Here is a 20547-nt window from a genome sequence, read left to right on the forward strand (position 1 = left end):
TGTCCGGAGGTGGGCCGGTGGGGCAGCGGGTGGCTGTTCACCGCTGTTGGGGTCATTTCTGCCCCCAGGCTGGAGCCAGGTGGGCGGGCTTTGCCCCTGAAGCGGGCACGGACCTGTCCGTGATCACGCCGCCAGGGGTTCGGGCAGCATTCCTACACGTTTCAGCTCGTAATACTTGGTCCGACCGATCCCGAATGCGGCCCAGGGCTTCATCCGCGAGGCGCTATTCGCCTCCAGATAGGCGTCGCGGGACTTGGCGCCATTTGCCGCGCGGCGCTGCCTTTCAGCCTCCGCCTTACGGCGCCGTCTTTCCTCTTCGGGGATCATCTGCTTCAGGCCGAGGTTGCGCGCGAGGTCCGGCGTGATGCCCAGACGCTCGGCCATCGTTGCGCCCTTATAGTGATAGCGGCCGTCAGCCCACAAAGACGCGTTGGTGAAAAGCTTTGCCTTCTGGATGGCCTGCCTGACAATCGCATTCACTTCGATCCGCTCCAGCCCCGGTGTCGCGCCCTGCGCGGCACTCAAGATCTCTGCTTCCAGATCCATGACTTCGGGCAAATGGGTGAGGCAGGTCGCATGGAAGTGCAGCCAGGTGTTCCGCAGACCCGTCGGGATCAATCCGCCATGCGCACCACGAAATGCCGCCAGATCATCGCGGATTAACCTGAACCTCTCTGTCTGTGTCAGCCCCCGTGGCATCGCGGCGTTTGCGCGGCGTTTCTTCGATTTGCGCGTCCTTCGCTCCTGCAATTCGGCGCGGGTGGGCCTGCCGGCGGCCCTGTAGATCAGATCCGCCAGATCGTCGAAACGGTGGCGTTCTGCGGTGCCGCCGCTGACTCGAACCTCCTTGTGCGACTTTTCGTTGAGTGTGCCCGGAATGCGGAAGACGCGTGCTGCATCCTTGCACGCCTTGTCTGCCCCGAACGTGGCCGCGACGTCGATCAGCGCGCCCATTGCGCCCTGCCAGCGCGGGAGCGCCGAGATCGGGATCGGCACGATCAGCCAGATCGCTGCAAGCCCGTGCCCCGTCTGTAGGAACACCGACGGCTGCGGCATTCCCGAGATCAGCAGATGGGCGGCGAATGCACTCTGAACTTCGGCGGGCGGCTTTCCACGCCATTGTGGCGCATGGAAATAGTCGAGATCGACATAAAGCGCGTTAAGCGATGCCAGCGACTTCAGCTTCCGCCCATACCAAAAGCGGTTCAATGTCAGGAAACTGGTCCGGTCGACGAAGTGCGGCATCTGAGCGATCAAGGGCGCTGCCTCGTAGGTATGGGTTTCGACATCGTCAGGCCCAAGCTTGCAAAGAACAGCGGCCTTCCCGCGTGACCCTTCCGGATGCAAAAGGTGGAAATACTCCTCGGCAGTTAGGTCGAAAATCTGGGCGGTCGGGGCGAATTCGCAGGGACTGGTGTGTTTCATCCCAGGGAAATGGTTCCCGGACCACCATCACGAAAAAAACTGGATGATTTGAATATTGGCCCAAGTCGCGGTGCAAAAGGATGCCGCGTCATGCGTCGATAAAAGTCGCCTGGACTTACCAACCTGAAAAACTTACCGACTTACTTACCTACAAACTTCCGACCTTCGGACTTGCCAACCAACTTACCAACAAAGTGACATTCCAACCTTTTCTTTTGGCACGCAAAAAACTTAGGAAGTTTGTTTTTTGGCTTTTGCCATTGAACCCACGTCTCTCCTGCAATCGCAAAACAAGGAGTAACAACGATGCGCACACCCATTCATTCTGACGAAGATATCATCGCAAAAGGCACCAGTCTGACGGCGCAGCTTGGCCGGGAGATCTCGGCCACCGATCTGTTTAAAGCGCTTGGCAGCAAGGGCAAATTCTCGCGGGTTCGCGACCTGTGGGAGGAGCACATGGCAAGCCGCGAAGAAGAACAACTTGCCGAATTTCCGCTGCCAGACAGCACCCAGGCGCTGATCCAAACCGCCGTATCAGCACTGGAGCAAAGCATGGTGTCGATGCTGCGCGGCGAAATTTCACGGCTCACTGACCAGAACATCCGCCATCTGGCACTGCGCGAGCGTGATTTTGCCATGCTCGAGTCCGAGCATGCGAACACGGTCAAGAAGCTGAACACGCAGATCACTGATCTGACGCAATGCCTCGATGATCTGTCTGCGGCGGCCGAGATCAGCGAGACCGAGGGCCTCGACGGCGAACCCGACAAACCTGCGGCGATAAAACTGGCTCGGGCAAAGGGCGCCCAGGGGGCGGCTCATAGGTCTCCAAATCGACCGGTGAAGAGAACTCTGGCGCCTCGCAAGGCGGGTCGACCTCTTCGCTCAAAGCCCACGCCAGAGCCGACGCAAAAGCAGCCCCCGTCTTGAGGCTGTCGAATTGCGTTGCCTCTGACAGCGCGGTCTCAGCCTCATCCACAGATTGAACCTTTCGAAGCCGGTGCTTTTCAGCATCGGCTTTATCCTTGCGGGCCGCTTCCCGCTCCAGTGCGTGCACTTCTGCGGTCAAACGGCCTTTCTCACGCTCCAGCGCCCTCAGACTGAGCCAAGACGCCCAGACAGATTCGTTATGCCTCCTCGTCTCGGCACGTCGCTTTCCAGCGCTGCTGGTATCTACGCCTTTTTCTTCAAGGCGCCGTGATCGTTCAGCCCGGCGTGGACCCAGATGGTCCTGGGCAACCAATCCCTCCGGAGCGTCTCCCGCTTTCGCCATGGTCTCGTAGGAGCGCAGATCGACACGTGCGGACGACCCGATGCGCTTTAGCGCTGCGTTGGTGCGTTTTTCCCACTCCTGCCTGATCCTCAGGATTTCTTTCGGCCCCGTTTTCCTATCATCCAGTATCCTGGTCTTTGCTCCGAAGGTGCCGGTCAGCGGACACACCTCGCGCGTCGTCATCAGAATGTGGGCGTGGAAATTGAGGTTGGTTAGCACTGGGTCGAAAAGCGATGCGGGATAATCTGGCTGATCCGTGGCGAATTTGCTGGCCTTGTGAAACGCTTCCATCTTCCGATCCAGAAACCTCGGCGCATGGACGTCAGCCTGGACCGCAACGCCGTATTCATCACGAAGCCAGAGGCCAAATCCTCGAATAAGTCTGACTTGATCGGCAAGCGGTAGCTCAGCCGGCAGCGAAGGGCGCAGTTCCCTGATAACCCGGGCATTGCCACGAGTCTCGGCCACTTCGGCGAGGTTCCAGAGCGATGCGGCGTTGCCGGTCCAGTTGATGAGCTCGTGAGACAATAGCCCACCGGTCTTGCTCGAGCGGAATCTCTTCCCCAGCCGCTCGTCACGGTAGGACGCGCGCGCAGTGTAGGCGGCAGATTTGACCGCGCTTCGGCCATCGGCGCGGGAATGAATGACAACTTCGAGGCGGCTTGCAGGATGTATCATGAATGGGATGTCGGGCCCGAATCCGACTTCCGCTCCTCAGCCCCGCCGGCCAGGCGCGCAGGCAAACTTCAGTTTGCGTAACTGCGCGCACGCGTGCGTATACGCACGTAGGCGCGCGAGGCGAACCAAAGTTTTTTGGTTTTCTACGAGCGATGAGCTTTTCGAAGCACCACTTCCCATTCAGACACGATTGGAGGAAAGACTATGTCATACCAGCAGCAAGTTGCGAAAAGTTCCCAGGGGATCGCCCAAGCAAAGGCTCGAGCGAAGGATCAGATTGCGCAGAGCAGGAAAAAAATACGCAGGGCTGAAACACGCCGAAAGATTCTATATGGGATCGCGGTTCTTAGTTTTCTCGATGATCTGGAGCCCCAGCAAAAGGAGCGGTTGCTTGCAAAACTACATGGCAAAATCACCCATGACAGAGATCGCGAATTTCTCGGGCTGCCGGTGCAATCTCACAATAAGGGTGTTCACGCTGAGTAGCATGAAAGGGTTTACGCTACACAGGCTACCCAGCGTGACGAGATGTGGAATTGGCTAAGCGTTATACCATTGAGCGCAAACTGGATAGATTAGCAGCACAGCCCTTTGGGTTTTGCCGCTCTGCTGCGTGAATTAAATCAAGAGCGCGTTCTTGGGCCGCAGTAGTGATTTCCTCTGAGAAATGTATGGTTGAGGTCGCAATGATAGCAAACGCAAGTATTCTCAACAGATCCTCTGGGGTAGCGCCGAGGTCAGAGGCGATCTCAGGTGCAAGGAGAAAGACCGACGCTGCGACGCCTGCTCTTTGGGATTCAACGTCGCCAATTGCTTCGCTGATCACATGTTGCGCGATTTCCGATTTAACCTCGCGAAACGTTCGAGATGCCAGCGCGTCTTCCAAGTATATTTGCTCGCAGAGGAAGGTGTCAGCCAAATTGGCGTAGCCATTGGTAGTGTTGCTCACCAATACCGAACCGGTGATCAGGCCGTTTAGAAAATCTTCTAAGCGAGGGATGCCGCGGTTGCGAGAGTTGGCACGCAGTGAGGCGGCGAAATAGATACCGGTGACTATGAGATTACGGCGACGAACGGCTGAGATGACTGACATAAATTATCCTTTGATGGGGGGAGGCCCTGCGGCCCCGCATGTGAAAGGCGGGGTTGCGCAGTAGGCATTAGACTTGGTTTGTTGGCTTCAGACTGCAGATGTGAACTCTGGTCGAGATCTTTGTCGGCCAAACAGTCCGCGGTTAGAAAAGGGGCGCTTAGCAGTCACCTTCTTATTGGGATGGATCCCTTGGCGTTCGTCTTGTGCTTCGCGAAACGGAAGCTCTTTGTAGCACTTGCTAATAAACGGAGAGGCATAGGCGGGGAGCCCACCAATCCGAGAGGTTCCGGCGCATGGCTTGATGCAGAACCGAGGATCATCTTTTCGAACGCGGATCCTGCGTTTGAATATGAAGCGAGTTGGCTTTTTCAGGTTGAATTCAGAAAGCATCTCTGGGCTGGAAGCCGTCATTTCATGGATATTTACGTCTCTGGGATCAAAGCTGCTTGTCCCGTAGGCAATCACGACTTCATCTGTCTCGTGATCTTCATGCAGAACAAAGCAAGGTCTGTTCTTCAACGCTTCGCTGCTTTTGTAGGGAAATTGAAAGGTGACAACATCACCAACGGTGATCGAACGCTGCGCGTCCGGCACAAGTGCCATCATGATGGGCTCCGATTTTGAGGAAGGAAATCGACGCCCTTGGGTTACCCCCCTTGCTCTCAAGGGATGTAACTACTCCCTTCGAGTTTAGGTGAATGCCAGAACGTCATGACGAACGCTCTGGATTCACTAAACTCTTAAGGGAGTTAAGAAGGCTAACGCCTTAGATGGAATTTTCGGCGAGCTCGTCAAGATGCTGCGGTAGAAAAAAGTTCGCCTGTTGCCTTTGGGTGTGCTTGTTCGGTGGGGCGTTTTCGATGCGTAGATGCCCGAATTTGTTGGAAAAACAGGGGCGCAGCGCACATCAATAGGTTGCATGGCCAGCAAGCTGCCAATACAAATCTTTTAGAGGGTTTTGTTTGGCGCTCGTTGTTTTCCTTTTGATTACAGGATCCTTTAATGAACCCGACTGAGATTTTTGAAGCCCTTGAGAAGATCTCGTCCGAGCCATTCGATCCACTGGAATTCCCTTTTGCCTTTGCCGAGGCGACTGACGTGGCCCAGGCCGCAATTGCCAAGCTGCGAAATGGCACGACCAACAAGTCAGACCAGCCCAGTGGTGTGCTGGTCAACAAGAAGTTCCACTATGCACCCGCCTTGGACGGCATGGTTGATGTCACACTTGAGGCCCTTCGGAACTCTAAAAAGACGACCACTGCCAAACCAGCTGTCCTGATCGCCACGGATGGCGAGATGGTCGCGGCAGAGCAGCGGATGAGCGGAGAGACGCTTCATTGCCGTTTTGATGAGATCGGCGACAACTTTGGGTTCTTCCTGCCCGCCGCGGGCAAAGAGCGTTATGACGCGGTGCAGGAAAACCCTGTCGATGTCAAAGCGACCGGCAAACTGGCCCGGCTCTATGACGCGCTGGCCAAAGCCAACCCCGACTGGGCCAGTGATGAGCGCCGTCACGAGATGAACCAGCTGATGATGCGGCTGATCTTCTGCATGTTTGCCGAAGACGTGGGTATCTTCCCGGACAATCAGTTCAGTCAAATCCTGTTCAGCCACTCGGGCAACAAGGGCGAGGAAGCGCGCGAGGTGATCATCGCAGCCTTCACCGCCATGAACCGCCCCAAGAACCAGCGCGGCGATCTGCCAGGCTGGGCGGGGGAGCTGGAATACGTCAACGGTGGCTTGTTCGCCGGGGCGATTGATGCGCCCAAGTTCGATGTGCCGTCCTATCGCTATCTGCGCGATGCCTGCGATCTGGATTGGCGCGAGATCAACCCTGACATCTTTGGCTCGATGATCCAGTCAGTCGCCGACCCCAAACAGCGCTCTGAGCTGGGGATGCACTATACCTCGGTGCCCAACATCATGAAGGTGATCGGGCCGCTGTTTTTGGATGATCTGGACGCGGATATCGAGAAAGCATGGGATAAACCTGCCGCGCTGAAACGGGTGCTGACACGGCTTGAGGGGATCCGCGTGTTTGATCCGGCCTGTGGGTCGGGCAACTTTCTGGTCGTGTCCTATCGTCAATTGCGCGAACGTGAGATGCGCATTCTGGAGCGGTTGGAAGAACTGACGGGCGAGGGCACGAAAGAGATGTTTTCGGCCATCCAAATCGCCCATTTCCACGGGATCGAGATCACGGATTTCGCCGCCGAGACCGCCAAGTTGGCGCTGTTCATCGCCGAGTATCAGGCCAACGCGGTGTTTCGCGAGGTGTTTGGCCAAGGCCCTGCAAGCCTGCCACTGCGCGAAAGTGCGCATATCGTCTGTGACAACGCCCTGAGGGTGGATTGGGACGAGGTCTGCCCGCCACCCGGTGAGGGGGAAGAGGTGTTTATCGCGGGCAATCCGCCGTTTTTGGGGTCGACCTATCAAAGCAAAGAGCAAAAGGCCGATCTGGCCTTTGTGTTCAAGGAGCATGTGAAGAGTTTTGCTGCGTTTGATTTTGTCGCTGCATGGTTCTTCAAAGCGTCACGTTACATTCGGGGAAGGGCGGCACGATCCGCTCTGGTTTCGACCAATTCGATTTGTCAGGGCTACTCAGTTGCCGCTTTGTGGCCGCATGTTCTTGAGCCTGATTTGGAAATTGGGTTTGCCCACAAGGATTTCAAATGGCGGAACAACGCATCAGCAAATGCAGCAGTAATTTGCTCGATTATTGGATTGCGAAATGTGACGAGGGTTCCGAAACGCTTGTTTGCAAATGGCGTTGAAAGTCTGGTGGACAATATCAATGCCTTTTTGGTGCATGCCCCCTCTGTTTCGGTGGTCGGGACGCGCGATGGATTGTTCGGGTTACCTTCTATGGACTATGGCAATAAGCCGGTCGAAGGAGGGTTTCTTCTCATGACCGAAGAAGAGAAATCCACTTTGTTGCACGCTGAGCCACGTGTTTCGCCCTTCATACGCCCCTTTATGGGCTCCAAAGAGGTGGTAAATGGTTTCCGTCGCTATTGCCTGTGGATCACTGCGGATACATTGACTGAGGCGATGTCTATTCCTGCGATCTCAGAAAGAGTTCAAAGAGTTGAGGAATTTCGAGCGGAAAGCACTGACAAGTATGTTCGTGAAAAACTGCTCCCTCTTTCTTACCGGTTCAAGCAAGTATTTGAAGCCAATAGCCATTCTATCCTCATCCCAAGCGTGACTTCTGAACGCCGTCCGTATCTTCCAGTAGATCGGGTAGATGCGAGTGTGATCTCATCAAATCTCAACATGGCCCTCTACGACGCCCCCGACTGGTGCCTCGCGCTGATCGCTTCGCGCATCCACCTCGTCTGGATCGCCACTGTTTGTGGAAGGCTTGAAAGCCGTTTCCGTTATTCGAACACCCTTGGCTGGAACACCTTTCCGGTGCCGAATTTCTCGGACGATCAGCTTGAAGCGCTCAATGCTTCGGCCCGCAAGATCCTCAAAACCCGTTACAGCCATTATCCGGCCACCATTGCCGAATTGTATGACCCCGACAAAATGCCCGACGATCTGCGAGCGGTGCATCGGGAAAACGATGAGCTGCTGGAAACCATGTATATCGGGCGGCCGTTCCGCAACGATACCGAACGGCTGGAGCATTTATTCAAGCTCTACGCTGCCAAGATTAAACAGATTGAAAAAGATGCTGCGAAATCCAAGCGCGGCAAGAGGGGCAAATAAATGGCTCAGATGTTGAACGTCCAATACGGGCACAAGAAATCAGCGACCAACCCCATGGGCATGCGCGAAATGCAGGCGCGGGCCTATGCGGCGCGGGCGGCACAGTTCCTGCTGCTCAAGGCGCCACCAGCGGCGGGCAAGAGCCGTGCGCTGATGTTCATCGCGCTGGACAAGCTGCGCCACCAAGCGCGCGAGAAGGTGATCGTTTGCGTGCCCGAAACCTCAATCGGTGGATCGTTTCGCACCACGGATCTGACCAGCTATGGATTTGAGGCGGATTGGGAAGTTGAGGACAAATGGAACCTCTGTCTGACGGGCGAGGATGCGTCAGACCAAAAGGTGAAGGCCTTTGTGGAGTTCATGGGGTCGGATGCCGAAGTCTTGGTCTGCACCCATGCGACTTTCCGCTTTGCCTATGAAAAAGTGGTCGAGGCGCAGGGGCCAGAGGCGTTTGATGACTGCTTCATCGCGATTGATGAATTCCACCATGTGTCCGCGTCTGACAACAACCGTTTGGGCGTGATCCTGCGCGCCCTGGTAACGCGCGAGAAGTGTCATTTGATGGCGATGACCGGCAGCTATTTCCGTGGCGACGCTGACCCTGTGCTGAGGCCTGAGGATGAGGCCAAGTTCACCACGATCACCTACAGCTATTATGAGCAGCTGGAAGGTTACGAGCACCTCAAGGCGTTGGGTGTGAACTATCAGTTCTATAAAGGTAATTACGTCAACGGCTTGGCGGATGTTCTGGATGTATCCCAAAAGACGATCATCCATATCCCGCATCGTGGGTCTTCGGAGGCATTTGACGACAAGTTCAACGAAGTCGGCAAGATCATGGATCTGATCGGCACCCATAAAGGGCGCGAAGAGTCGACGGGGTTTGATCTAGTTGAGACGGCTGATGGACGGCTGCTCAAAATCGCAGATCTGGTCGATGATGGGCCGGGGCGGGATATCGTCAAATCCGCGCTGTCGCGTGAGGTAAAAGGGCCTGACGGCAAACGGGATGATGAGGCAGACCGTGCGAAGGTCGATATCATCATCGCGCTCGGGATGGCCAAAGAGGGATTTGACTGGGTTTGGTGCGAGCATGCACTAACCATCGGCTATCGGTCTTCCTTGACGGAAATCGTGCAAATCATCGGCCGCGCGACCCGCGACGCCCCGGGCAAGCCACGTGCGGTCTTCACCAACCTTGTGGCAGAGCCGGGTGTTGAAACCGGCGTGGTCACAGATGCAGTGAATGACATGCTCAAGGCGATTTCAGGATCGCTGCTGATGGAGCAAGTGCTGGCACCCAATTTCAAGTTCTACCGGCGCGAAGACGGTGACATTCGGGAGCCTGTGGTGGTGGACGGGCAGGGGAATGTCATGATCGGCATCAAGGGGCTCGTAGAGCCGCCCACAGAACGTTCCAAGGACATTTGTGAACAAGACATGCATGACCTGATGGCTGCGGCTTGTCAGGCGATGGACAAGCGCGTTCTGTCACCGGAAACGGCGCCCGAGGTCGCGACCCAGATGATTTTGACCGACATCATCGAGAAGCGATACGAAACGCTTGATGACGAAGAGGCCGAGAGCGTTCGTCAACATCTGGCTGCACACATGAACATTCTGACCCTGGCCAGAGATGAACAGCAAAAGGGCATGGCTGAAGCTGGATCTGTTTTTGAAGGTAAACCCGCGCCTGCTGATGAGGGGGAGGATGATGACGATCTTGCAGGTGCGCCGAATACCCTTCTGCAAATGGTAAAGAAGTTCATCAATGTGCGAGATATCGACGTAGAACTGATAGACAGTGTGAACGCGTTTCAGGAGCGGTTTGAAGTTGCCTCCAAATCGCTGGATTCAAAGCTTCTGGCACATGTGCAATCCGCAATGGTCGCAATGCGTGTGGACATGTCCGAAGACGAGGCACGAACGCTTTGGCCGCGTATCAAGGCATTTCGGGCATCCGAGGGGAGAGAACCCAATCCCAACTCGCCTGATGCGCTTGAAAAGCGAATGGCAGAAGCGCTGTCATGGCTAAAAGCTCAGAAGGCCAAACGCATGCGTGAGGGAACGCTGTAATGCCTCGCCCCACGCTTGATGACATCTTTACTGAGCCAGATGAATTTGGGTTGCTAGCGGTAAAACCGCGTGCTGCGGGCGCCCAGAATACTAATCGGGGATTGGCCGTATTGGGCGAGGTGAGCACATTCTTTGAACGAACCGGCCATTTACCCCACCCAGATGCGGCTGATCATGAGGAGATGCGGCTCGGCACGATTTGGGAGAAGCTAAGGCAGAACCCAACAGATGAGATGTTAGCCTCTGATCGCTTGGGATTGCTTGTGGCACAGGAGGTTCCGCAAACAAATTGGCGCGAAGAGCCTCAGGAAGAGCAGATTCCAGACAGTCTTGATGACATTTTTGACGATGATGCGTTGGAACTAGATGAAGATGCTGTAACGCTTCGCCATGTAACACCATCTGCCGAGCGCCACTTGCCGGATCATCGTGCGGAATTCGTTCCGTGCACAGATTTCGATAGATATGCTGACAAGTTTGAAGAGGTGCAGTCTGCCTTAGAAGCGGGTGAGCGCAAAGCGCGGCCCGTGAAGAAATGGGCAGTGATTGAGCCAGTTGAAGGTGATTTTTTCATTCGGAATGGTTTGCTGGCGATGATCGCAGAGAAATCGGAGATGACAGCGCGCGGTGGGTCTCGAGATCATCGCTTACGGGTCATTTTCTCTAATGGCACGGAAAGCGACCCACTCATGTCCTCTTTCCGCAAGTCGTTGAACGATGACAAAGCCTCAAGGTTTATCGAAAAAGTTGGCCTCGGGCCGTTGGATGCTGAATGGGAAGCGGATCGAGTTGGTGTCTCAGGCACGATCTATGTTGCTCGATCCTTGTCTGAGGATCCCGCGATCAAAGATCAAAGAGATATCCTCCACAAGATTGGGGTCACCAGCCAAGACGTTCGTAGGCGTGTTGCAGATGCGCGGAATGATCCTACGTTTCTCTTGGCCCCAGTGGAGGTCGTCGCCACCTTTGATCTGGAAAACCTCCCACGCGAAAAAGTGGAGCACCTTCTTCATAAGTTCTTTGAAAGAGCCAGACCGTCAGAACTCTTCATTCTGGACCGGTTCGGTAAGAAGGTGCACCCAAAAGAGTGGTTCTATGTGCTCCCAGAGCATGTGAGCCAAGCTGCCAAATTTTTGCTCAATGGCGAACTTCACAAGTTCGCTTATGATGTGAAACAGCAGGCTATCGTAAAAAAATAGCCTGCTCATGAGCCTATTTCACGGGCAACGGGGACGTTACAATTGGCCACCATTCCCAGCCTTCATATTTATCCCCGCGCTCTTTGATATGAGTGTATCTCTTGATGCTGCCCCAATCTTCATGCCCGGATACTTCAGCAACTTCATGTATTTTCAGTCCGATCTCGAATAGCCGAGAAATCCCTTCGTGGCGCAGGTCATGAAACTTTAGGTTTTCGATTCCGAGTAGTTTGCAGGCTTCGGTAAATAGCCGAGTGATTGTATCCTCATGGTAAGGGAAAATGCGCTCATCGATGCGGGGCATGGAATCGATGATCGCCATTGCTTCTTGTCTGATAGTAAGAACCTTGTCGTTACCTTCTGTTTTTCGGGGGTGCTTCAGATTGCGCACTGTGAGTTCACCATACTCGCCGTCGTAATCATCCCACAGCTGGGACAGGATCGAACCACGGCGGTGCACCTTAAAGATCGCCGCAGGAACAATCTTATGCATTGGCACGCAACGAGGGTTTTCCTGATATCGTTTCGCGAAGTGATCCATCAGTTTGTTGAGCTCTGTGAGCGAGGGGCGACGGTCCCTTTTTGCCGATTTTGTCACGATTTTCTGGTGCCTTAAGGTGCGCATTGCTTGTTCATATTCAGCCAAGGGCATTTCAACACCGGCAATTGGCCCTCCAAACCTGATAACAGCCCCGAGAGTTACCAGGTAACCATTCACAGTTTGCGGCTTTCGGGGTTTGAAGCTGTAGTGTTCAGGGGTGTCCAGCTCGGGATCGGTAGGTCGCGCCTGAACACCATTCAGGAGGTCTGTCGCGAGGCGAACAAAATCTTCTGCTGCCAAAGTTTCCATTTCAGCTTCACCGAAAGGAAGACGCTGAAAATAGCTGAGCATTTGGGATTTTGACGATCCGAAACCGTCAGGAGAGGATTCGATGTAGTCTTGGACACATGCCGACACATCCTTTCGTCTCTTTGCATTGACCGCTCGATCGAGCGCTCCGGGCTTTTTGAGTGCTCTTTCCTGGTTCTTGAGCCAGTTTTCTGCGGCTCTTTGGGACGGGAATGTCTCCACCAAATTGAGGATGACCTTGCCTTTTTTTTTCTTGCGTAATTGCGCTGTATAGCTTGGCTTGCCGTTTTTCTTAAAGCGCTCGGTAACAGTTCCCATGAGAGTTCCTTTCAGTCTCGGGTTTTTCATGGCCGGGACATCGGTTCGACTGTATTTTTCAGAAGCAGGTTTGTGTAAGTTTGAGTCCTAAATCGGAGGCGATCGGGGGGAACTGGGCCAAATCGACGGCCGGGCCGTTGTCTGATTGCCCAAGAACAGTGAGGAGGTGGAAACCGGCCCCGAAAAAGTGCTACACGGCGGTTTCGGTGCTACATCCTGTAGCACCGCATCCAAAAACGGGGCTGAACGGGGCCGAAACGAGGAAAACGTGAAAAATGGTCGATCGAAAAAACCAAGAAAAATCAGGGTTTTCCGATGTTCAGCGGGCTGCGCGTTTGAGTGTGGCGCCGATGATGGATTGGTCGGATCGCCATTGCCGGTACTTCCACCGATTGATGACGCGCCGCGCGCTACTGTACACCGAAATGGTAACCGCGCCCGCGCTGGTACGGGGGGGAGCATTGCATCTTTTGGACTTCAATTCTGAAGAGCATCCCGTGGCCGTGCAGCTTGGAGGCTCTGACCCGAAAGAACTGGCCGAAGCGACCAAAATTTGCGTCGCGCGCGGCTATGACGAAATAAACCTGAATGTGGGGTGTCCGTCGGACCGGGTTCAATCGGGCACGTTTGGGGCTGTGCTTATGCGGGATGCGCCGTTGGTGGCTGCGTGTATGTCTGTTATGAAAGACGCTTCGCAAGATATTGAAGTAACAGTTAAATGCCGGATTGGTGTGGATGAGCAAAGCCCCGATGAAGTGCTGCCATACTTTCTTGAAACCGTCGCCGCCGCCGGTGTGTCGAGGTTCACAATTCATGCCCGCAAAGCGTGGCTTCAAGGGTTAAGCCCGAAAGAAAACCGGGACATCCCGCCGCTGGACTACCCTTTAGTGCATCGTATGAAAGCAGCGTTTCCGGCATTGCATTTGTCAATCAATGGCGGGATCACAACATTGGACGAGGCGCGCGCACAACTGGATGTCATGGACGGGGTGATGATCGGGCGGGCGGCCTATCACGATCCGGGCTCGGTTCTGCTGGGGGTGGATCAGGCGATCTTTGGTGACACCACGCGACCCCGCAGCGCGCATGAGGTGGTCGAGGCGATGTATCCTTATATCGAGACGCAGCTGGCCAAGGGCGTGCGTCTGCATTCAATTACGCGCCATATGCTGGGTATTTTTACGGGACGCCCCGGAGCGCGCAAATGGCGACGCATCTTGTCCGAAGGCGCGTCGCGAGACGGGGCAGGGGTTGCGTTGCTGGCCGAGGCGCTGTCACATGTGCCAGACCACGTTCCCGCAAGCTGAGGCGACCCATGCCAGATCTGTCCTTACTTCTGCCGATGGCCGCACTTTTGCTGGTGATCGGCGCGTTTGCGGGTGTTTTGGCAGGTCTTCTGGGCGTTGGCGGAGGTATCGTGCTGGTGCCTGCGTTTTTCTATGCGTTTACGGCGCTGGGATACGCATCTGACCAGTTGATGCAAATCTGTCTGGCCACGTCGCTGGCAACGATCATCGTGACGTCACTTCGGTCTGTGCACTCGCACAATCGCAAGGGTGCGGTCGAGTGGGATATCCTGAAGACCTGGGCACCGGGCATCGCGGTTGGCGCGGTGATCGGCGTGCTGGTTGCATCAGGTCTGCGCTCGACCGTGCTCCAGGCGATCTTTGGCGGCTTGGGGCTGGTAATCGGGGCGTATCTGGGGCTTGGCCGTGCCAATTGGCGTCTGGCCCAGGCAATGCCGACCGGATTGCGCCGTGCGATATTCTCGCCGGTTCTTGGGTTTCTGTCTGTCTTGATGGGGATCGGTGGGGGCAGCTTCGGCGTGCCCCTGATGACATTGCATGGCCGCCCGATCCATAACGCGGTGGCCACAGCCGCGGGCTTTGGTGTTCTGATCGCCGTGCCATCGGTGCTTGGCTTCCTGTTGGTGACGATCGCGCCAGACGCGCGTCCGCCGTTTACCATCGGGGCCGTCAACTTACCCGCGTTCGCGTTGGTGGTGGCCATGACGATGTTCACCACGCCCTATGGCGTCAAGATCGCCCATGCCATGGACCCGAAACCTTTGAAACGAGTGTTTGCCGTGTTCCTGACGTTGGTGGCTTTGAACATGTTGCGCAAAGCGCTTCTTGGCTAGACATTACGCCGGACCGACTGCGCCTTCGCTCAGGAAAACCTCGATCGTTTCAGGGCGTAGGGTGCGCTTGGTCACGCCGTCCTGTTCCAGTGTCACGATCACGCTTTCCGATCCACACATCAACTCGCCATCCACATAGGTGCCGTATTCCATCACGAACGAACTGATACGAAAGCTCTTAGTGCGGGCGGTGATCACATAGTTGTCGCCCAGATGCAGTGGTTTAAAATAACGCGCGTAGTTCGTCGCAAGCACCACTTGTGGGTCGTCATCCCTGTAGCTTGTAACGTGGACATGGGCGAAGTAAGGGATGCGGATCGACTCGAACCAACGGAAATAGGCGACGTTGTTGACGTGGTTCAACGCATCCAGCTCGTGAAACCGCACCCGGTCGGCCAACCCATAGTTCCATCCCTTCGGCACACCGACGCTTTCCAATTGCGCGGCATTTAAGGGCGTGACCAGAGGAATTTGGGCAAATGGATCAGACATCATAGCACCTTGGCGTTGCGCCAGCTGCGCTGGTGTTGGCATCCGGCAAAGAGTGGAAAACTGGAGCGGGTGAAGGGAATCGAACCCTCGTCGTCAGCTTGGGAAGCTGCTGCTCTACCATTGAGCTACACCCGCGATGGGTTTTGGTTATGTCACCGGTACAAGGCCGTCAAGTGGCAGCGTGCAAGCGTCAACCGCGCCGCCGTCTGCGCCGTCGTCCACCGTCTTCACCTTCCCCTCCGCCGCTGTTGAAGCTGGGGTCCGGTAAGGTGACGATGCTGCGCAGGATGGGGAACGGTTCGACCGCGTTGGGCAAGGCCGAGGCATTGACGAAATGTTCCTGAAAGCGCGGCTCGACGGCGGTTTCGACCTTGTGGATGCTGCGCACGGTCTGTTCGATCTCGGCGCGTGCGGCGCGGTTCAAAAGCGCGATGCGGGCGCCCGTGCCGGCCGCGTTGCCAGCAGATGTCACCTTGTCTAGCGGGCAATCGGGGATCATCCCCAACACCATCGCGTGCTTGGCGGAGATATGCGCACCAAAAGCCCCGGCCAACACCACGCGATCCACGCTGTCAACGCCGCGCTTGTCCATCAACAGACGCGCGCCTGAATAGAGCGCCGCCTTGGCCATCTGGATGGCGCGAATATCGCCGTTGGTGACGGCAATCGGCCCATGATCGTCGTCTCCGTCCCACAGGCGATAGGAATAGGTGCGTCCGTCGGCGAAACAACGGTCGGTGCCGGTTTGCTCGGGTGATCCGACCAGCCCGCCGGCATCGACAAGCCCGGCCATGCGCATTTCAGCGATCACCTCGATGATACCGGACCCGCAGATGCCAGTGACCCCGGTCGTCGCGATGGCGGCGTCAAAGCCCTCTTCGGTGGACCACAGGTCGGACCCGATCACCTTGAAGCGCGGCTCTTTGGTCACCGGATCAATCTCGACCCGTTCGATTGCTCCGGGGGCGGCACGTTGACCTGCGCTGATCTGTGCGCCTTCAAACGCGGGACCGGTAGGAGAAGAACACGCCATCACACCGGTCTTGTCACCCAACAAAATCTCGGCATTGGTGCCCACATCGACCACCAGCACAAGGTCTTCGGACTTGTCGGGAGCCTCGGACAATGCCACGGCTGCCGCATCTGCGCCCACGTGACCCGCGATGCAGGGCAGGAGATAGACCCGTGCGGAGTGGTGAACCGACAGGTTCAGATCATCGGCTCGCAGGCGAAGCGCATTTGAAGTCGCCAGCGCGAAGGGTGCCTGGCCCAGCTCGAACGGATCAATCCCCAGCAGAAGATGGTGCATCACCGGGTTGCAGACCACGACCACATCCATGATCAGGCCTTTGTCAATCTCAGCGTCCGACGCGATTTGCGTAAACAACGCGTTCAACCCTTCACGAACCGCATCGGTCATTTCCTGCGCGCCGGACGAGTTCATCATGGAATAACTAACCCGGCTCATCAGGTCCTCGCCGAACCGGATTTGAGGGTTCATCAGGCCGGACGAGGCGACGACCTCACCCGTAGCCAGATCACACAAATGGGCGGCGATGGTGGTTGATCCAAGGTCGATGGCCACGCCGTATACCGCGCCTTCGTAATAGCCGGGCCACAGATGCATGATGCGGGGCGGGTTTTCTTCATCCCCCAAATGGACGGCAACGGTGACTTTCCATTCTCCTTTGCGCAGTATCGGTTGCATACCTTGCAGAATGTGCAAATCAGCCTTCACATCGTCCAGTTCCCATTGGTCGCGCAGGGCATCGACGAGCCGCTCCAAATCGCCGGACGGTTCGTGCATGTCAGGTTCTTCGACCGCGACATAAAACAGCTTGACCAGCGGATCGAGCGTGATGTCCCGCGCCTCGGCCCGCTTGCGGACGACCTGTTTGTGCACCTGACTTTCTGGCGGGACATCAATAACCACATCGCCTTGCACCGTGGCCTGACATCCCAACCGACGACCCTTGGGCAAGCCGCGAATATCGTCATAGCGTTGTTCGACCTTGTTCCAGTCAGACAAGGCATCTTCGGCCACTGTCACGCCGTGCTTGGAAAACTCGCCATAGCTGGGTGTGATTTGGCATTTCGAACAGATGCCCCGACCACCACAAACACTGTCTAGATCAACACCAAGTTGGCGCGCGGCGGTCAGGATCGGGGTGCCGACAGCAAATCGGCCCCGTTTACCGGAGGGGGTGAAAACGACCAATGGATCCTGTGACATGCGCGCGTATTCCTTGAAGAGTTTCGCCCAATCTACGGATGCCGCCAGCAGGTGCAATGCCTGCCAGCGGCATCTTCGGGAAGGAAACGTCTTTTTCGGCGGAACCGGGGAAATCAGGCGGTTAACAAGAGCATGGTATCACTGGGTCGAGGATTTGCCGCTTTCACGTTGGTCAAGCCACGTCAGAATATCGGCGCGGTCGCCATCCAGCATGGGGGCTGGCCCGGCCACGATCATGTCGGGCTGGTCGGACATCTTGATCGGGTTGCCCGCCGCTTTGAAGGGGCGGTCATCGTTCGGGGCGGGCATGTCGACCACCATGTTGCGGGCAAGGATTTGCGGGTCCCGCATTGCTTCGGCCACGTTCTGAATGGGCGCACAGGGGATACCTGACGCGGTGAACAGTTCGATCCAGTATTCGCGTGGCTGCGTAAGAGTGACGGTTTCGATCTTGCGCCTAAGCAGCATGACGTTCTCGCACCGGGCCAGGTTGGTCGCAAACTCATCCCATTTGGCCCATTTCGGCTTGCCGATCACGTGGCAGAACTTCTTGAACAATGCGTCATTGCCGCAGGCGATGACCATCAGACCATCCTTGGTATGATAGGTCTCGAATGGTGCAATTGACGGATGGCGTGCACCGGACGGGCCTGGCGGGATGCCGGTTTCGCTGGTGATCGCGACAGCGTGTTCCAGAATGGCCAATTGACTGTCCAGCATGGCTACGTCGACCTTCTGACCCTTGTCGGTCTTTTGGCGTTGATAAAGCGCGGCCAGCAGTCCGTGCCCCAGAAACATGCCCGCAACAATATCGCCAACTGACGCGCCCAGTCGCACGGGTTCGCGGTTCTTTTCGCCGGTGATCGACATCACTCCGCCGCGGGCTTGAACCACCATGTCATAGGCGGGGCGCTGCGTGTCCGGGCCGGTATGCCCGAACCCAGAGACCGCGCCATAGATCAAGTGGGGATACTTGGACGACAGGCTGTCCCAGCCATAGCCTAGACGCTCCATCACGCCGGGTCGGAAGTTCTCCATGACCACATCCACTTGATCAAGAAGACGTTCAAAAACAACGCGATCCGCGCCATCTTTCAGATCAAGAGCAATGGACTGCTTGTTGCGGTTGATGGTGGCAAAATAAGCGCTGAATCCTTTGCGAAACGGTGGGAAGTGGCGTGTGTCATCGCCGGTCTTGGGTTGTTCGACCTTGATCACCTTTGCGCCAAGATCTGACAGGATCATCGAACAATACGGCCCCGCCAGAACATGGGTCAGATCAAGAATGGTGATGTCTTCCAGCGGTGCGCTCATCAGCCTGTCCTTTCCTGTTTGCACAGGCCCTGCCTAGAGGTCGCGCGTCCCGATGACTTTGAGATGAGTCAATTGCAGCGGTTAACCGAGGGGAAGGAGATCGTTTTCTATGCTTTCCGTGTCTTACTTCTGCGCCGCATCGTTTTCATAACGCAAGAATGCGATGTTAAGATGTTCTCGTAATCGATTGATATATATCTTATAACATCACTTCCGTTTCAACGAACTGATAGTGTTTGATCGACCGTGATTCAACCAGTTCGGCCTCCATCGGGTCGATATGCGGGCTTGAAATATCATCGCCGACAAAGGCTTTAAGAGCCTCAATGTCCTCCCAGACCATGACGAAACTGAACTCTCTGGGAGTGTCGGGAAGCGGAGCACCGGGGATCACATGGACGAGCCCCTTTGTCCTTTTCATTAACGGAATCGCGGTGTCGTGGAAGAACTTACCGAACGCATCTTCCTTTCCAGGCCGTGTAACAACTTGAAATATCCTCACAATCATGGGTTCACCCTCCTTTGGTGCGACGCCTGAATGCAAGACCTACTCAATCCTGAAAGCATAGCAGAAAATACCGTCCACGTCTGTGGTCGGGATAGCCATCGGCAAAAAAGGCCTGCGCAAGGCAGCCCTTTTTCGTTTGTACCTGTCGGTGCGGTCAGCCCCGGCGACGACGACCACCACGTCGGCCACCTGCAGCCCCAGCAGCACCGGCATGTACCGAGTTGAACTTGATCCACTCGGCACCGCCGTCGTCGTTGTTGGTCAGGAAGTTGGCGGCACGGATGGCCTCCATTTCCTTTCCAGCCTTGGGCTGGGTCGAACCCAGACCGAACAGCTGGCAGAAGGTTTCGTCATCTATATCAGCGGGGACGATAATCCCTTTGGCTTCCACCTCGGCGCGTTTCTCAGCCAGTTTTGTCGGCCCGACGGGCAGGGCGACCGGGTTCATGATTGCCGAGGTCATGCCGGCGCCCATCGCCATGGGCAAGAACGCATTGTTGATGCCGTGACGGTTGGGAAGACCAAACGATATGTTCGACGCGCCGCAAGTCGTGTTCACGCCCAGCTCTTCGCGAAGACGACGCACAAGGGTAAAGACTTGAAGACCTGCCGTGCCCATTGCGCCAACGGGCATTACCAAGGGGTCAACCACGATATCATGCGCCGGGATGCCGAAATCGGCAGCGCGTTCGACGATCTTCTTTGCCACGGCAAAACGCACATCCGGATCTTCGGAAATCCCCGTATCGTCGTTTGAAATCGCCACTACCGGCACGTTGTATTTCTTGACCAGCGGAAGCACCATCTCTAACCGTTCTTCTTCGCCTGTGACCGAGTTCAGAAGCGGGCGGCCCTTGGCGGCTTTCAGCCCGGCCTCAAGCGCGCCGGGAACGGACGAGTCGATACACATCGGGCAATCGGTGACGGCTTGCACAGTTTCGACCAGTTGGCGCATCAGGTCCGGCTCAACGAAGTTGTTATCGGCATAACGCGGATCTTCGGCCATCTTATTGGAGAAGACTGCGCCCGAGTTGATATCCAACACCGTCGCCCCTGCAGCGACCTGCGCCAGCGCGTCGCTTTGCACGCGGCTGAAATCACCCGCTTCCAGCTCGGCGTTCAGAACCTTGCGTCCGGTCGGGTTGATGCGTTCGCCGATGACGCAGAACGGCTGATCAAAGCCAATGACGGCAGTTTTCGTTTCAGATTCAACGATGGTACGGGTCATTCT

The 20547-nt window shown here is 56.1% G+C and carries 16 protein-coding genes, 1 tRNA gene and 1 pseudogene; 7 read left to right on the top strand and 11 right to left on the bottom strand.

From position 1 onward, the window contains the following. Positions 1-123: 123 nt before the first annotated feature. Positions 124-1257: a DNA-primase RepB domain-containing protein gene (locus MWU51_RS06035; RefSeq protein WP_247035634.1), complete on the bottom strand. Its 1134-nt coding sequence runs from the start codon at positions 1255-1257 to the stop codon at positions 124-126. A gap of 474 nt (positions 1258-1731) precedes the next feature. Between MWU51_RS06035 and MWU51_RS06040 the strand changes: the two genes are divergently transcribed. After that, complete coding sequence (locus tag MWU51_RS06040) at positions 1732-2358, top strand: hypothetical protein (protein WP_247035635.1); 627 nt, start codon at positions 1732-1734, stop codon at positions 2356-2358. A gap of 292 nt (positions 2359-2650) precedes the next feature. Here the strand turns inward: MWU51_RS06040 and MWU51_RS06045 are convergent. Then, a pseudogene (locus MWU51_RS06045) lies at positions 2651-3379 on the bottom strand (MobA/MobL family protein); the annotation flags it as partial. A 204-nt stretch (positions 3380-3583) separates the two neighbouring features. On the opposite strand from MWU51_RS06045, the gene MWU51_RS06050 reads away from it, so the two are divergent. Then, on the top strand, positions 3584-3865 hold the full coding sequence (locus tag MWU51_RS06050; RefSeq protein WP_247035636.1) for a hypothetical protein: 282 nt from the start codon (positions 3584-3586) through the stop codon (positions 3863-3865). Between the two features lie 61 nt (positions 3866-3926). On the opposite strand, the gene MWU51_RS06055 is transcribed toward MWU51_RS06050, so the two are convergent. Together MWU51_RS06055 and MWU51_RS06060 are read right to left on the bottom strand one after the other, a co-directional pair. Beyond that, entirely contained in the window at positions 3927-4472 is a 546-nt protein-coding gene (locus tag MWU51_RS06055; protein ID WP_247035637.1) for a hypothetical protein, read from the bottom strand. 87 nt (positions 4473-4559) lie between these two features. After that, positions 4560-5078, bottom strand: coding sequence for a hypothetical protein (locus tag MWU51_RS06060; protein WP_247035638.1), 519 nt, complete (start codon positions 5076-5078; stop codon positions 4560-4562). Between the two features lie 396 nt (positions 5079-5474). On the opposite strand from MWU51_RS06060, the gene MWU51_RS06065 reads away from it, so the two are divergent. From MWU51_RS06065 to MWU51_RS06075, 3 genes are read left to right on the top strand one after another with little or no spacing between them, the layout of a single operon-like run. Further along, positions 5475-8186, top strand: a complete 2712-nt coding sequence (locus MWU51_RS06065) for a DNA methyltransferase (protein WP_247035639.1) — start codon at positions 5475-5477, stop codon at positions 8184-8186. Continuing rightward, a complete protein-coding gene (locus MWU51_RS06070; protein WP_247035640.1) occupies positions 8187-10262 on the top strand; it encodes a DEAD/DEAH box helicase in 2076 nt (691 codons plus the stop codon). Continuing rightward, positions 10262-11461 carry a GIY-YIG nuclease family protein gene (locus MWU51_RS06075; RefSeq protein ID WP_247035642.1) on the top strand — a complete coding sequence of 400 codons (1200 nt, stop codon included), beginning with the start codon at positions 10262-10264 and terminating at the stop codon, positions 11459-11461. The genes MWU51_RS06070 and MWU51_RS06075 overlap by 1 nt, the downstream gene beginning before the upstream one ends. Before the next feature lie 13 nt (positions 11462-11474). On the opposite strand, the gene MWU51_RS06080 is transcribed toward MWU51_RS06075, so the two are convergent. Then, the gene (locus tag MWU51_RS06080) at positions 11475-12629 is read right to left on the bottom strand and encodes a site-specific integrase (RefSeq protein WP_247035644.1); all 1155 of its coding nucleotides are present in this window, start codon (positions 12627-12629) and stop codon (positions 11475-11477) included. A 275-nt stretch (positions 12630-12904) separates the two neighbouring features. Here MWU51_RS06080 and dusA point away from each other — a divergent pair, with 275 nt between their 5' ends. Both dusA and MWU51_RS06090 read left to right on the top strand, forming a co-directional pair. Beyond that, positions 12905-13936 (top strand): tRNA dihydrouridine(20/20a) synthase DusA, encoded by a 1032-nt coding sequence (gene dusA / locus MWU51_RS06085; protein ID WP_247035645.1) that lies wholly within the window; start codon positions 12905-12907, stop codon positions 13934-13936. Positions 13937-13944: 8 nt separating this feature from the next. Continuing rightward, positions 13945-14769, top strand: coding sequence for a sulfite exporter TauE/SafE family protein (locus MWU51_RS06090; RefSeq protein WP_247035646.1), 825 nt, complete (start codon positions 13945-13947; stop codon positions 14767-14769). Positions 14770-14772: 3 nt separating this feature from the next. On the opposite strand, the gene MWU51_RS06095 is transcribed toward MWU51_RS06090, so the two are convergent. The 6 genes from MWU51_RS06095 to MWU51_RS06120 all read right to left on the bottom strand — a co-directional run bounded on the left by MWU51_RS06095 (position 14773) and on the right by MWU51_RS06120 (position 20544). Further along, on the bottom strand, positions 14773-15261 hold the full coding sequence (locus MWU51_RS06095) for an acyl-CoA thioesterase (RefSeq protein WP_247035647.1): 489 nt from the start codon (positions 15259-15261) through the stop codon (positions 14773-14775). 61 nt (positions 15262-15322) lie between these two features. Then, a tRNA-Gly gene (locus MWU51_RS06100) sits at positions 15323-15396 on the bottom strand. 55 nt (positions 15397-15451) lie between these two features. Next, a complete protein-coding gene (locus tag MWU51_RS06105) occupies positions 15452-17494 on the bottom strand; it encodes an ASKHA domain-containing protein (protein ID WP_247035648.1) in 2043 nt (680 codons plus the stop codon). 138 nt (positions 17495-17632) lie between these two features. Further along, positions 17633-18808 (bottom strand): CoA transferase, encoded by a 1176-nt coding sequence (locus MWU51_RS06110; protein ID WP_247035649.1) that lies wholly within the window; start codon positions 18806-18808, stop codon positions 17633-17635. A gap of 199 nt (positions 18809-19007) precedes the next feature. Next, the gene (locus tag MWU51_RS06115) at positions 19008-19316 is read right to left on the bottom strand and encodes an antibiotic biosynthesis monooxygenase (protein ID WP_247035650.1); all 309 of its coding nucleotides are present in this window, start codon (positions 19314-19316) and stop codon (positions 19008-19010) included. 154 nt (positions 19317-19470) lie between these two features. Next, positions 19471-20544, bottom strand: a complete 1074-nt coding sequence (locus MWU51_RS06120) for a methyltetrahydrofolate cobalamin methyltransferase (protein WP_247035652.1) — start codon at positions 20542-20544, stop codon at positions 19471-19473. Between the last annotated feature and the right edge of the window lie 3 nt (positions 20545-20547).

It is taken from the genome of Aliiroseovarius sp. F47248L (genome assembly GCF_023016085.1).
Classification (GTDB): Bacteria; Pseudomonadota; Alphaproteobacteria; order Rhodobacterales; family Rhodobacteraceae; genus Aliiroseovarius.

Coding starts and splice junctions, on each gene's coding strand:
- MWU51_RS06095 (WP_247035647.1), bottom strand. CDS start 15,261: ATGTCTGATCCATTTGCCCAAATTCCTCTGGTCACGCCCTTAAATGCC.
- MWU51_RS06060 (WP_247035638.1), bottom strand. CDS start 5,078: ATGATGGCACTTGTGCCGGACGCGCAGCGTTCGATCACCGTTGGTGAT.
- MWU51_RS06080 (WP_247035644.1), bottom strand. CDS start 12,629: ATGGGAACTGTTACCGAGCGCTTTAAGAAAAACGGCAAGCCAAGCTAT.
- MWU51_RS06105 (WP_247035648.1), bottom strand. CDS start 17,494: ATGTCACAGGATCCATTGGTCGTTTTCACCCCCTCCGGTAAACGGGGC.
- MWU51_RS06070 (WP_247035640.1), top strand. CDS start 8,187: ATGGCTCAGATGTTGAACGTCCAATACGGGCACAAGAAATCAGCGACC.
- MWU51_RS06040 (WP_247035635.1), top strand. CDS start 1,732: ATGCGCACACCCATTCATTCTGACGAAGATATCATCGCAAAAGGCACC.
- MWU51_RS06055 (WP_247035637.1), bottom strand. CDS start 4,472: ATGTCAGTCATCTCAGCCGTTCGTCGCCGTAATCTCATAGTCACCGGT.
- MWU51_RS06065 (WP_247035639.1), top strand. CDS start 5,475: ATGAACCCGACTGAGATTTTTGAAGCCCTTGAGAAGATCTCGTCCGAG.
- MWU51_RS06090 (WP_247035646.1), top strand. CDS start 13,945: ATGCCAGATCTGTCCTTACTTCTGCCGATGGCCGCACTTTTGCTGGTG.
- MWU51_RS06120 (WP_247035652.1), bottom strand. CDS start 20,544: ATGACCCGTACCATCGTTGAATCTGAAACGAAAACTGCCGTCATTGGC.
- MWU51_RS06050 (WP_247035636.1), top strand. CDS start 3,584: ATGTCATACCAGCAGCAAGTTGCGAAAAGTTCCCAGGGGATCGCCCAA.
- MWU51_RS06110 (WP_247035649.1), bottom strand. CDS start 18,808: ATGAGCGCACCGCTGGAAGACATCACCATTCTTGATCTGACCCATGTT.
- MWU51_RS06115 (WP_247035650.1), bottom strand. CDS start 19,316: ATGATTGTGAGGATATTTCAAGTTGTTACACGGCCTGGAAAGGAAGAT.
- dusA (WP_247035645.1), top strand. CDS start 12,905: ATGGTCGATCGAAAAAACCAAGAAAAATCAGGGTTTTCCGATGTTCAG.
- MWU51_RS06075 (WP_247035642.1), top strand. CDS start 10,262: ATGCCTCGCCCCACGCTTGATGACATCTTTACTGAGCCAGATGAATTT.